Here is a 12,979-nt window from a genome sequence, read left to right on the forward strand (position 1 = left end):
AAACCTGCCTCAGGCGTTGCGCAACCGGCCTTCGAGCAGGTCAAGAACGGCGCGTCCAGCCTCCATGACGTTTGTTCCTGGGCCGAAGACGGCGGCGACGCCATGGTCGATCAGGAACTGGTAATCCTGGCGCGGCACGACGCCGCCAACGACGACGATCACGTCGCCGCCACCCTTGGCTTTGAGCGCCTCGATCAACTGCGGCGCCAGCGTCTTGTGGCCGGCGGCCAGCGACGACATGCCGATGACGTGCACCTTGGCACTGACCGCCATGTCAGCCGCTTCCTCCGGTGTCTGGAACAGCGGACCGGCCAAAACGTCGAAACCGATATCGCCAAAGGCCGAAGCGATGATCTTGGCGCCGCGGTCGTGGCCGTCCTGGCCGAGCTTGGCGACCATGATCTTCGGCTTGCGGCCGGTGGTGCGCGAAAAGTCGGAAAGCCGGGCAGACAGGACCGCCAGTTCCGGCTCGTCCTTGTAGGCATCGCCATAGATATCGTGGACCACTTCCGGCACCGCGGTATGATCGCCGAAGACGACGCGTAGTGCGTCGGAGATCTCGCCGACGGTTGCGCGGGCACGCGCTGCCGTGACGGCCGCTTCGAGGATATTGCCTTCACCGGTGCGGGCAATCTGCGTCAGGGCTTCGAGTGCTGTGGTGACTTCGGCGGTGTCACGCCGTTTGCGCGTCTCTTCGATGCGGCTGATCTGGGCGCTGCGGACGGCCGCATTGTCGATATCGAGGATGTCGAGATCGTCCTCGGTTTCCAGCCGGTATTTGTTGACGCCGACAATGACCTCTTCGCCCTTGTCGACGGCGGCCTGGCGGCGGGTCGCGGCCTGTTCGATCAGCCGCTTGGGCAGGCCATCGGCCACCGCCTTGGTCATACCCCCCAAAGCCTCCACCTCTTCCATCAGCGCCCAAGCCTTGTCGGCAAGCTCGGCCGTCAGGCTCTCGACATAATAGGAGCCGGCTAAGGGATCGACGACTTTGGTGACGCCGGTCTCGTGCTGCAGGATCAACTGGGTGTTGCGGGCAATGCGCGAGGAGAATTCCGTTGGCAGCGCGATGGCCTCGTCGAAGGAATTGGTGTGCAGCGATTGCGTACCGCCGAGCACCGCCGACATCGCCTCGAAGGCGGTGCGGATGATGTTGTTGTAGGGGTCCTGTTCCTGGAGCGAGACACCGGATGTCTGGCAATGGGTGCGCAGCATCAGCGAAGACTGCTTCTTCGGGTGAAAGCCTTCCATGATCCGCGTCCAGAGCAGGCGGGCGGCGCGCAGCTTGGCCGCTTCCATGAAGAAGTTCATGCCGATGGCGAAGAAGAACGATAGGCGTCCGGCGAACTCATCGACGCTCAGGCCCTTGGCGATAGCGGCACGGACATATTCGCGGCCGTCGGCGAGCGTGAAGGCCAGCTCCTGCACCAGCGTCGCCCCGGCCTCCTGCATGTGATAGCCGGAGATCGAGATAGAGTTGAATTTTGGCATCTCGCGCGCCGTATAGTCGATAATATCGGCAACGATTCGCATCGAAGGTTCGGGCGGATAGATATAGGTGTTGCGGACCATGAACTCCTTGAGGATGTCGTTCTGAATGGTGCCGGAAAGCTGTGCGCGTGGCACGCCCTGTTCCTCACCGGCAACGATGAACGAGGCCAGGATCGGGATGACGGCGCCGTTCATGGTCATCGACACCGAGATTTTTTCGAGCGGTATGCCATCGAACAGGATCTTCATGTCCTCGACCGAATCGATCGCCACCCCGGCCTTGCCAACATCACCGACGACGCGCGGATGGTCCGAATCATAGCCGCGATGGGTGGCAAGGTCGAAGGCGACGGAGACGCCCTGCTGGCCGCTGGCGAGCGCCTTGCGGTAGAAGGCATTCGAGGCTTCGGCGGTGGAGAAGCCGGCATATTGGCGGATCGTCCAAGGCCGGCCGGTATACATGGTGGCGCGCGGACCACGGGTGAACGGGGCAAGGCCGGGTAGCGAGCCGAGATGACCGGCGGCCTCAAGGTCGGCCTCGGTATAGAGCGGCTTGACGGCGATGCCCTCGGGCGTCTGCCAGGTCAGCGTCTCGGGCGAGGATTTGAGCTCGCGTTCGGCAAGCGTGGCCCAGTCGGCGAGGGTTTTTTTATCGGACATGGGCTTCTTCCCCTTCGATAGGCAACGGGTAGAGTGATGGATGTGTGGCAGATGTCAGATCCGTCATTCCTGTGCTTTTCACAGGAATCCAGCCACGCGATGTCCATCGCGTGAAAGGGGTCTTTCGCGCCGCAGACGCGGCGCGGCTGGATCCCCGCCACAAGGGCGAGGATGACGGAGAGTGGATGCGCATCACCTGTTCCTCCATCATGGCTTCTGCCTCAACGGCCTTCAGCCACGCGCGCGATCCGCGCCGTGGGTCTGCTGGAACGATAGTCGGACGGGGCGCTGGAAGCTGCCGCGAGAGAGTAGAATAGATGGCACCTTTCAGCACCCCGTTCAGCGGTTTTTGCCTGCGACTTGGGTCTCTCTGAGGTGGCTCGCCAGAATGGTGTTCGTCTGACCTGATGGAGCCCGGCCGAACCAATTTATCGGCAACGCTCCACCCGGCCGCCGCCGGTGCCTCCGAATCCCTCTTCCTCGTGTGGAATACGAGGAAAACCTGAGGAACCGGACGGATTTTCGGCACGTCCGGCGAAACCATTCCGTCTGCCACCCTGTGTGCCGCACAGGCACGCCCGGCGCGCTCTTTCGGGCATCCGAAGCGGGAGGGCTGATCCGTTGCCTCACCGCTTCTCCCGTGTCGCCGGAGGAAGACCATTTTCCGCAGGCCCCCGATGCCAGGGTCTGCGTCATCCCCTTGTACCAAGCGCCGGTCCCGCCTCACTGCCACGCCTGGCAGCGTATCCGATGGCGGGATGGAAGGAGTATGGCACGGGTGGTTTGGGCGGGGAAAATGCAAGCGGCATAAATCCGTCGATGTTTCTGTTCTCATTTGCGCTCCCTTCTCCACCCCCATCCCAAGATGGATCCCCTCACTTGCAATTTCTAACACTTAGCTAAAGCTAAGATGTTGAAATTGCTTTCTCTCCCGCAAGGGGAGAGATAAATAGCGGCCGCCGCTGCGGCTTTCCTCTCCCCTTGCGGGAGAGGACATAAAATCAGGACTTAGCTTCACTAAGTGCTAGATTTTATAGGCGAGGGGCTCACTTTTTCCCCGCCACCCGGACTATTCGAACTCCATGATCAACTCATCGACGGCGAGACTAACACCCGCCGACACTGCCACCCGCTTGACCACACCCCGCCGTTCGGCGCGCAGAATATTTTCCATCTTCATCGCTTCCACCGTCGCTAAGGCCTGGCCAGCTTCCACGGTCTCGCCGGCAACAACCGTGACGGTGGTGATGACGCCGGGCATCGGGCAGAGCAGCATTTTTGAGGTATCCGGCGGCAGCTTTTTCGGCATCAGCCGGGCAAGCTCGGCAACGCGCGGGCTGCGCACATGGGCGGTGACATCGATGCCGCGCCAGCGCAGGCGGATGCCGGTGCCGGAAAGATCGATCTTGACGCCCATAGCCGTGCCATCGACATTGAAGGTGGCGTGGCTGCGGCCGGGCGTCCAGTCGCCGGCAACCGCAAAGACGGTGCCGTCCGGCAGTTGGATATAGGCGCCATCCGCAGACGTGTTGAGCGTCACCGCATGTTCCTGGTCTGCGAAAGTAACGACCCAGTCCTTGCCGATCACCCGGCGATGATTGCCGATGGTGCCGGAAATCTGCGCGGCGCGGGTCTGCAGCGCCTGATGGATCAGCGTCGCAACGGCCGCGAGCCTCCTGGCCGACGCCACATCCGGCTCGACACCGTTAAAACCATCCGGGAATTCTTCGGCGATGAAGGCGGTGGTGATGTTGCCGGAGCGGAACCGGTCGTGTTGCATGACGGCCGACAGGAACGGCAGGTTATGGCCGATGCCCTCGACCTCGAAATCGTCGAGGGCCGCCGACATGGCATCGATGGCGGTGAGGCGATCTGGCGCCCAGGTGCAGAGTTTGGCGACCATCGGATCGTAATACATCGAGATCTCGCCGCCCTCGAAGACGCCGGTATCGTTGCGCACGGTGATGCCATCGGGCGCCTTGCCTTCGGCGGGTGGCCGGTAGCGCGACAGGCGGCCGATCGAAGGCAGGAAGTTGCGATAGGGATCCTCGGCATAGAGCCGGCTTTCGATCGCCCAGCCGGTGAGCTTGACGTCATCCTGGCCAAATGACAGCTTTTCGCCGGAAGCCACCCGGATCATCTGCTCGACCAGATCGATGCCGGTGATCAGTTCGGTGACGGGATGCTCGACCTGCAGGCGGGTGTTCATTTCAAGGAAGTAGAAATTTCTGTTACCATCGACGATGAATTCGACGGTACCAGCCGAGTGATAGCCGACCGCCTTCGACAGCGCCACGGCCTGCTCGCCCATGGCGCGGCGGGTGGCTGCATCAAGGAACGGCGACGGGGCTTCCTCGATGACCTTCTGGTTGCGCCGCTGGATCGAGCATTCGCGCTCGCCGAGATAAAGCACTGTGCCATGCTTGTCGCCCAGCACCTGGATTTCGATGTGGCGTGGCTGAGTGACGAATTTCTCGATGAAGATGCGGTCGTCGCCAAACGAAGCCTTGGCCTCGTTCTTTGAGGACTGGAAGCCCTCGCGCGCTTCAGCATCGTTCCAGGCGATGCGCATGCCCTTGCCGCCGCCGCCGGCCGATGCCTTGATCATCACCGGATAGCCGATCGAGGACGAAATCGTCACCGCTTCTTCGGCATCGGCAATCAGGCCCATATGGCCGGGCACGGTGGAGACGCCGGCCTCAGACGCCAGCTTCTTCGAGGTGATCTTGTCGCCCATCGCCTGGATGGCGCCAACAGGCGGACCGATGAAGGCGACGCCTGCCTTTTCCAGCGCCTCAGCAAAGGCGGCATTTTCCGAGAGGAAGCCATAGCCCGGATGCACCGCATCGGCCCCGGTCTTTTTGATCGCCTCAAGGATTTTGTCGATGACGATATAGGATTGGTTCGATGGCGAAGGGCCGATATGCACGGCCTCGTCGGCCATCTTCACGTGCAGCGCATCGGCATCCGCATCCGAATAGACCGCAACCGTGGCAATGCCCATCCTGCGCGCCGTCTTGATCACCCGGCAGGCGATTTCGCCGCGATTGGCAATGAGGATTTTTTTGATCATGGACGGCTGGCCTCGCTCATTCGGCAGTTTTCCTGGAGACGCGCGCCGGGCTCGCATCCTTCTTCTCATCCTCGAAAGCCTGCGGGAAATTCTTCCGGGCCAGGGCCTCGTTGAACTTCAGCAGCCCCTCGTATGACGCGGGATCGAAACCCCGTTCGGCCGGCAGCAGTTCGCGTCCGAACAGGCGGCAGAGGCGCTCTCCGTCCAGATTGCCGCGCTGGAACGGTGTCGTGCCGAAATACTGCCACAGCGCCTGCACGAAGCCGATGTCGGCGAGCGCCACCGTCTGATCCATGGTCCGCTGCCGCGGCCAGGCCGTCAAAGGGGTGACCTTGGAATTCGCCCGGCGCAGGGTGAACTGCCATTGGGTTCCGAGCAGGCCGGGTGGAAAGCCGCGATGCTTGGGCATTTCAGGGGTCTTGGCCATGGCGTCACACCTCGAACACGTCTTCGAAAGCTTCCGGGAAGTTCTTGCGCCCCACCCGTTCGTCGATCCGCAGCAACGCCTCATAGGATGTGGCGTTGAACGGCTCCTCGGCCGGCACGACTTCGCGGCCGAACAAAAGGTTCAGCCGTCCGGCATCGAGATTGCCGCGCTCGAACGGCTCGGTGCCAAACTGGTGCCAGAGTGCATGCAGGAAGGCGGCATCGACCTTCTGTTCGATCGAGTTCGGGCGGGCAAGGCGTTGCAGCGCCTTGAGCGGCGTCACGCCCTTCTCGTTCGCCCGCCGGATGGTGAAATGATGGCCATGGCCCGGCAAGCCGGAGGGAAAGCCCCTGTGTTTTGTCATCTCGGGCCGCTTGGCCATCTTGGTCTCCTTACGCCTTGGCCGCGCTGGCCGGGGCGATCTTGTCCTGCGTCTTCGTATCGAAGTCGGAGGCGTCGTGGCGTTCATGCAGTTGTTCAGCGGGATCGCCGCTCAGGCGATTGACCATGCGGCCGCGCTTGACCGCCGGGCGGGCAGCGATCTCGGTCGTCCAGCGCTGGACGTTCTTGTAGCTCGCAACATCAAGGAAGGTACCGGCATCGCCATAGGCCTGGCCGAGCGCCAGGTTGCCGTACCAGGGCCAGGTGGCCATGTCGGCGATGGTATACTCTGAGCCCGCCAAGAACTGGTTGTCGGCCAGATGCCGGTCGAGCACGTCCAGCTGGCGCTTCACTTCCATGGCGTAACGGTCGATAGCGTATTTGATGTGCATCGGCGCATAGGCATAGAAATGGCCAAAGCCGCCGCCGAGGAAGGGGGCCGAGCCCATCTGCCAGAACAGCCAGTTGAACATCTCGGTGCGGGCGCGCAGATCCGTTGGCAGGAAGGCGCCGAATTTTTCGGCGAGATAGAGCAGGATCGAGGCGGATTCAAAAACGCGCACGGGCTCACCGCCGCCCTTCGGCGCATGGTCCATCAGCGCCGGGATTTTTGAGTTCGGGTTGACATCGACAAAACCCGAGCCGAACTGGTCACCATCGCCGATCCGGATCGGCCAGGCGTCGTATTCGGCACCTGTATGACCTGCAGCGAGCAGCTCCTCCAGCATGATCGTCACCTTGACGCCATTCGGCGTGCCGAGCGAATAGAGCTGCAGCGGATGTTTTCCGACCGGCAGCGGCTTGTCCTGCGTCGGTCCGGCGATCGGCCGGTTGATACTGGCAAACGCGCCACCATTGCCCTTGTCCCATGTCCAGACTTTCGGGACTTCGTAACCGGCGGGAAAGTTATCGGCGGGATTTTTTTCGGTCATGGGTGTGGTCCTTGATAATGGGAGATGCGCGCGAGAGGGGAGCACGATAGGCATATGGGAAGCGAAGCATGATTTTCGCTAGTGTCGATCGTCAATTTTCCCCAAGGCGTATTTTGTTTCTCCGTCATCCTCGGGCTTGACCCGAGGATCCATGCCCAACATTCCGGCGGAGTGTGTATCTGTGGATCCTCGGGTCAAGCCCGAGGATGACGGCCGTGAGTTCAAACGCATGCCAAGGCTATAACGGGATCGTATCGTGCTTGCGCCACAGCTGTTCCTGCCGTTTGCCGCGCAGCGAGGCAAAGGCGCGGGCGATGCGGCGGCGGGAGGAGTGAGGCATGATCACTTCGTCGATAAAACCGCGTTCGGCGGCGACGAAGGGGTTGGCGAAGCGCTCCTCGTATTCCTTCGTCCGGGCGGCGATCTTTTCCGGGTCGCCAAGCTCGGAGCGGTAGAGGATTTCCGTCGCCCCCTTGGCGCCCATCACGGCGATTTCGGCCGTCGGCCAGGCATAGTTGACGTCGGCGCCGATATGTTTCGACGCCATGACGTCATAGGCGCCGCCGTAAGCCTTGCGCGTGATCAGCGTCACCATCGGCACGGTAGCCTGGCTATAGGCGAACAGAAGCTTGGCGCCATGTTTGATGACGCCGCCATACTCCTGCGCCACGCCGGGCAGGAAGCCGGGCACATCGACCAGCGTCAGGATCGGGATCGAGAAAGCATCGCAGAAGCGCACGAAGCGGGCGGCTTTTCGCGATGAGTCGATATCGAGGCAGCCGGCCAGCACCATCGGCTGGTTGGCGACGACGCCGACACTCTGGCCCTCGAGCCGGATGAAGCCGGTGATGATGTTGCGGGCAAACGCTTCCTGAAGCTCGAAGAAATCGCCTTCATCGGCGATCGCGTGAATGAGCTCCTTCATGTCGTAGGGTTTTGCCGAACTGTCGGGGATCAGCGTGTCCAGCCGGTTTTCTAGGCGGGCCGGATCGTCGTGGAAGGGGCGGACCGGCGGCTTTTCCCGGTTGTTGAGCGGCAGGAAATCGAACAGCAGCCGGACCTGCTCCAAGGTCTCAATGTCGTTTTCATAGGCCGCGTCGGCGACCGAGGATTTCTTCGTATGGGTACCGGCGCCGCCCAGTTCCTCGGCCGTGACGATCTCGTTGGTGACGGTCTTCACCACGTCGGGGCCGGTGACGAACATGTAGGATGAGTCGCGCACCATGAAGATGAAGTCGGTCATGGCCGGCGAATAGACGGCACCACCGGCGCACGGGCCCATGATCACGGAAATCTGCGGGATGACGCCGGATGCTTCGGCATTGCGGCGGAACACTTCGGCATAACCGGCAAGCGAGGCGACACCTTCCTGGATGCGGGCGCCGCCCGAATCGTTCAGGCCGATGACGGGAGCACCGTTGCGCACGGCCATGTCCATGATCTTGCAAATCTTTTGCGCATGGGTCTCGGACAGCGAGCCGCCGAGCACGGTGAAATCCTGGGAGAAGACATAGACTTGGCGGCCGTTGATCGTGCCCCAGCCGGTCACGACGCCATCGCCGGCCACCTTCTGTTCGGCCATGCCGAAATCGACGGCGCGGTGGGTGACGTACATGTCGTATTCTTCGAACGAGCCTTCGTCGAGCAGCACCTCGATACGCTCGCGCGCCGTCAGCTTGCCCTTGGCATGCTGGGCGTCGATGCGCTTCTGCCCGCCGCCAAGACGCGCCTCGGCGCGGCGCGCTTCCACGGTTTCGATGATATTGCGCATGCTTCCTCCCGCCGTCTTTGTCTCCTGCTTAGCCGGAAACACGATCGAAGGAAATCTCCGATCGTGCCGGCATGGGGTCGTTAGACAAAAGGACGAGTCGCTGGCCGTGCATAGACGCTTTGCATCAGGCCGGATCGGCGCCCATCACCAGGCCCTCGATGTCATGCTTCTGGGTGATCGGCACGAGTTCATCGACGACGCGGCAGACGAGGTGCTTCCTGGCCTTTTCCGGTAGGGCATCGAAATAGTCCTGCGTCACCATCATGTCGTGCAGTTCGGCATGGCCAGCACCGGGTGCGTCAACGCCGAGCACCATGACGGGCCGGGCGATCGGGGACAGATGTTCGGTGCCGCGATGAACGGTCAAAGCCGAGCGGCAGGAAATATCGCCGCGCTGCGGGAATTTGCGCGTGGCGCGTTCCTGAAAAGGAGCCCAGAGCGCCTTGTCCGGAAACATTTCGTGTTTCCAGTCGCGGCCGTCGTCATATTGTGTGCCGGGGGCGATCTCGAACGGCCCCATGTCGGGCGTGACGTCGACGCCGGTCAGGTTGAAGGCGAGGGACGTGATGCGGCGGTCCACATAGGTGTCTTCAGGCGACGGGAAGTCGCGATGCCAGGGCTGGTACCGCGCACCTTCGAACGGCACGTCCAGGCCGATCTCGACGATCTGGTAATCCGGCCCCAGCGCATTCTCGCACATGGCGATCACCCATGGGTGCATGATCAGATCGACGAAGCCGCCGAAATTCTGCGGATGGATTTCCACATACCAACGGCGCGGACCACGGCCGACGGCGCCGCCCGGGCGCTGGATGGCCGACCAGAAGGCGGTCATCATGTCCTCCCGCATCGCATCGGCCCATTCGGGCTTAAAGGCGCCCTTCAGTCCGGTGATGCCGTCCTGCTTCAGGATCTTGAGATTGTCCTGCAGGTCATATGAAAATCGCGCTGGTACATTCATGATTGGGTCTCCTCCGTTCTTCCCAGCCTAGTGCAATTAATAATTATTAGTCAATATGCTTATGAGAATAAATGAGCTAGGTTTTCCCACTCGATCCGGGGAAACAGTCTTGACGAAAACCAAACATGAAAAACCGCCGCGCCGCGTGACGATGACGGATGTTGCACGGCTTGCCGGCTGCTCGCAGGCGACCGTGTCGTTTGTTCTGAACAATGCGACAGGCGTGACGATCTCAGTGGAAACGCGCGGCAAGGTGATCGAGGCGGCCCGCACGCTGGGTTATGGCGCATCGTCACTGATCCATCGGCCTGTGCTTGGCAATCTGGGGAGCGGCACCATCGGCTTTCTCTGCGACCAACTGGCGACGACGCCGGAATCGGTCAATGCCATCGAAGGGGCACGGCAGGCCTGCTGGGACGAAGGGGCCACTATTCTCGTTGCCCAGACGATGGGCAATCCGGACCGCGAGGAAAAGGCCGTCGAGGCGATGCTGCGCAGCGGCATCGAGGGGCTGATTTACATGACGATCTTTACCCGGCAGGTAACGCCACCCGCCTTCCTTGCAGACCTTCCGGTCCCCGTCGTGCTTTTGAACTGCTACGGCGCCGAAAACAGCTTTCCTTCGGTTGTTCCCGATGAAGTCGCCGGCGGTTTTGCCGCCACCGAAACGTTGATCCGGCTTGGCCATCGCCGCATTGCCACCGTTATCGGCGAACCCTTCATGCAGGCGGCGCAGGATCGGCTGAAGGGTTATAAAAAGGCACTGGCGAAGGCCGGTATCGCTTATGATTCAGACCTGGTTGGCGAAGGCAACTGGTCGCCAACCTCGGGTTTCGAGGCGACGCAGCGCTTTCTGGCGCTGAAGGACCGGCCGACCGCATTCTTCTGCCAGAACGACAAGATGGCATCCGGCTGCTACAACGCGCTGCGCGACGCGGGCCTGACGATCCCGCAGGATGTCTCCGTCATCGGCTATGACGACGACGAACTCTGCCGCCACCTGCGGCCGCAGCTGAGCACTCTGATCCTGCCGCACCGGGCGATGGGTGCCTGGGCGATCGGGCAGCTTGGCAAGGGCCGGAAGTCCGGAAAGGACAGCTATCCATTGACCAAGATGGACTGCAACCTCATCGAACGGGATTCGCTCGCCGCTCCTCACTGACGAGGGAGGGATGACTCCGGCTTGGTCCATGCGCTTTTCAATACGGAATTACCGGTAAGCCGAACATGCGGTTGCCCGCCAACCCGTCGAAACATGCCCGCTAAAGGCGAAGATGGCAGACGCTGCGTCCGGTGATCGCCAGGAGTAGGCGTTTGCCGGAAACACCCCAAATATGGACAGCCTCCTGTTCCAACCGAAACAGCAGACGTGTGGTCTGCTCTGTTATCCTGCCTGCATATTGCAATCATTTGAGGATAAAAATTATGGGCGTGACGATTACAGGCGACAACAACAAAAACGAAATCATCCAGGGCAACCGGTCGGAGATCATCGTCAATGCACTCGGCGGCAATGACGTCATCGTCCTCAATCTCGTCGGCAATCTTGGCGGCGGCAATTTCGTCGATGCAGGCAGCGGTGACGACGTTGTCGACAACCGAACCGAAGGAGGCAACGATATCCGCCTCGGCGCCAATAATGATAGTTATTTCGGCCAGGGATTTGCCCTGAGCAGCGAGGGCTTCGACAGGGTTTTGGGCGGGGCGGGTAACGACACCATGAAAGTCGTGACCTTTCACAGCCAGTATTTTGGTGAGGCCGACAATGACACGTTCGTGTCCGAAGGCTGGCAGAACTTTTTCGACGGCGGCGCAGGCACCGATACGCTGAGTTATGAGCTGCGCGACGAGAGCTCCGTGCTCGGCGGCAGCGGCGTCACCGTCCAGCTGGATCAGGGATTTGCCAATACCGGCAACACCCGGATCGAGGATTTCGTCAGCATAGAAAATGTCACCGGGACGAATGTCAGCGATGTTCTTTTCGGATCGTCCGTCGCCAATGTCATCAAGGCCCGTGGCGGCAACGACCAGATCGTCGGCCGGGCCGGCAACGATACGCTGGACGGCGGGACAGGTGGCGACGAGATGATCGGCGGCGCGGGAAACGACACGTATCTCGTCGACAACGCCGACGATATCGTCGATGAACTTAATGATCTCGGCAGCGGCATCGATACCGTAAAATCCTCGATCAGCTTCAGTCTGGTGCAGAGCGCCCGCGTCGGCGGTGTGGTCGAAAACCTGACGCTCGTCGGCAGCGGCGCCATCAACGCGGTCGGCAACAGCAGTGCCAACATTCTGACCGGCAACGCCGCCAACAATGTTCTGAATGGCGGGGCCAATGCCGATACGATGATGGGGGGCGCAGGCAACGACACTTATATGGTCGAAAACGCCAACGACATTGTCAATGAAACGGCCAATGGCGGCGCCGGCCTCGATACGGTGCAGTCCTTGATTACCTTCAGCCTTGTTGCCAGTGCCACGGTTCTCGGAACCGTGGAGAAGCTGACGCTGATGGGCACCGGCGCCATCAACGCAACGGGCAATAGCGGTGTCAACACGCTGACGGGCAATGTTGGCAACAACGTGCTGAATGGCGGAGGAAATGCCGATACGATGATCGGTGGAGCGGGGAACGACACCTATCTGGTCGACAACATTAATGACATCGTCAACGAAACGGCCAATGGCGGTGCCGGGACGGACACGGTGAAGTCCGCGATCAGCTTCAGCCTGGCGGCCAGCAGCAAGGTCATCGGCACCTTTGAAAACCTGGTATTGACCGGCAGTGCCGCGATCAACGCGACCGGCAATGGTGGTGCCAATGTTCTTGTCGGCAACAGCGCGATCAACACATTGAACGGGGGCGCCAACAATGACGCGTTGAATGGAAGTCTTGGAAACGACGTCTTGACCGGTGGTGCCGGTGCGGACAAGTTCGTGTTCAGCACTGCCCTGAATGCCACGACGAATGTCGATCGGATCACGGATTTCGCTGTTATCGATGATACGATCCAGCTGAAGAACGCGATCTTCACCGCGATTTCCGGAACCGGCACGCTGACGGCGGCCCAGTTCGTCAAGAACACCACCGGCCTTGCCGGCGACAGCAATGACCGCATTGTTTACGAGACCGATACCGGCAAGTTGTTTTACGACAGCAACGGCAATGCGGCTGGTGGCTCGGTCCAGTTCGCCACGCTCGCCGCCAACCTCGTCCTCACCAATGCCGACTTCTTCGTCATCTGAAAAATTGTTGCGCGCGGCAGCCCTTCGACAG

General features: G+C 61.1%; 9 protein-coding genes. 2 read left to right on the top strand and 7 right to left on the bottom strand.

Features of this window, described 5'->3' with window-relative positions; genetic code table 11:
* Window positions 1–9 precede the first annotated feature (9 nt).
* The 7 genes from scpA to ACQY8Q_RS13325 form a co-directional block, all read right to left on the bottom strand.
* The gene (gene scpA / locus ACQY8Q_RS13295) at window positions 10–2,151 is read right to left on the bottom strand and encodes a methylmalonyl-CoA mutase (protein ID WP_428427002.1); all 2,142 of its coding nucleotides are present in this window, start codon (window positions 2,149–2,151) and stop codon (window positions 10–12) included.
* Between the two features lie 1,069 nt (window positions 2,152–3,220).
* Window positions 3,221–5,224, bottom strand: a complete 2,004-nt coding sequence (locus tag ACQY8Q_RS13300; protein ID WP_428427003.1) for an acetyl-CoA carboxylase biotin carboxylase subunit — start codon at window positions 5,222–5,224, stop codon at window positions 3,221–3,223.
* A 16-nt stretch (window positions 5,225–5,240) separates the two neighbouring features.
* Entirely contained in the window at window positions 5,241–5,651 is a 411-nt protein-coding gene (locus ACQY8Q_RS13305; RefSeq protein WP_428427004.1) for a hypothetical protein, read from the bottom strand.
* A gap of 4 nt (window positions 5,652–5,655) precedes the next feature.
* Complete coding sequence (locus tag ACQY8Q_RS13310) at window positions 5,656–6,033, bottom strand: hypothetical protein (RefSeq protein WP_113246236.1); 378 nt, start codon at window positions 6,031–6,033, stop codon at window positions 5,656–5,658.
* Window positions 6,034–6,043: 10 nt separating this feature from the next.
* Window positions 6,044–6,964 carry a glutathione-dependent disulfide-bond oxidoreductase gene (gene yghU / locus ACQY8Q_RS13315; RefSeq protein WP_428427005.1) on the bottom strand — a complete coding sequence of 307 codons (921 nt, stop codon included), beginning with the start codon at window positions 6,962–6,964 and terminating at the stop codon, window positions 6,044–6,046.
* A 238-nt stretch (window positions 6,965–7,202) separates the two neighbouring features.
* A complete protein-coding gene (locus tag ACQY8Q_RS13320) occupies window positions 7,203–8,735 on the bottom strand; it encodes an acyl-CoA carboxylase subunit beta (RefSeq protein WP_428427006.1) in 1,533 nt (510 codons plus the stop codon).
* Between the two features lie 124 nt (window positions 8,736–8,859).
* Complete coding sequence (locus ACQY8Q_RS13325; RefSeq protein WP_428427007.1) at window positions 8,860–9,696, bottom strand: phytanoyl-CoA dioxygenase family protein; 837 nt, start codon at window positions 9,694–9,696, stop codon at window positions 8,860–8,862.
* A 109-nt stretch (window positions 9,697–9,805) separates the two neighbouring features.
* Here ACQY8Q_RS13325 and ACQY8Q_RS13330 point away from each other — a divergent pair, with 109 nt between their 5' ends.
* A complete protein-coding gene (locus tag ACQY8Q_RS13330) occupies window positions 9,806–10,858 on the top strand; it encodes a LacI family DNA-binding transcriptional regulator (protein ID WP_428427008.1) in 1,053 nt (350 codons plus the stop codon).
* A gap of 263 nt (window positions 10,859–11,121) precedes the next feature.
* Complete coding sequence (locus tag ACQY8Q_RS13335; RefSeq protein ID WP_428427009.1) at window positions 11,122–12,948, top strand: calcium-binding protein; 1,827 nt, start codon at window positions 11,122–11,124, stop codon at window positions 12,946–12,948.
* Window positions 12,949–12,979: the final 31 nt, after the last annotated feature.

Origin of the sequence: Pararhizobium sp. (assembly GCF_965279435.1) — a bacterium.
Taxonomy (GTDB): Bacteria; Pseudomonadota; Alphaproteobacteria; order Rhizobiales; family Rhizobiaceae; genus Pararhizobium.

Coding starts and splice junctions, on each gene's coding strand:
- scpA (WP_428427002.1), bottom strand. CDS start 2,151: ATGTCCGATAAAAAAACCCTCGCCGACTGGGCCACGCTTGCCGAACGC.
- ACQY8Q_RS13310 (WP_113246236.1), bottom strand. CDS start 6,033: ATGGCCAAGCGGCCCGAGATGACAAAACACAGGGGCTTTCCCTCCGGC.
- ACQY8Q_RS13300 (WP_428427003.1), bottom strand. CDS start 5,224: ATGATCAAAAAAATCCTCATTGCCAATCGCGGCGAAATCGCCTGCCGG.
- ACQY8Q_RS13320 (WP_428427006.1), bottom strand. CDS start 8,735: ATGCGCAATATCATCGAAACCGTGGAAGCGCGCCGCGCCGAGGCGCGT.
- ACQY8Q_RS13335 (WP_428427009.1), top strand. CDS start 11,122: ATGGGCGTGACGATTACAGGCGACAACAACAAAAACGAAATCATCCAG.
- ACQY8Q_RS13325 (WP_428427007.1), bottom strand. CDS start 9,696: ATGAATGTACCAGCGCGATTTTCATATGACCTGCAGGACAATCTCAAG.
- yghU (WP_428427005.1), bottom strand. CDS start 6,964: ATGACCGAAAAAAATCCCGCCGATAACTTTCCCGCCGGTTACGAAGTC.
- ACQY8Q_RS13305 (WP_428427004.1), bottom strand. CDS start 5,651: ATGGCCAAGACCCCTGAAATGCCCAAGCATCGCGGCTTTCCACCCGGC.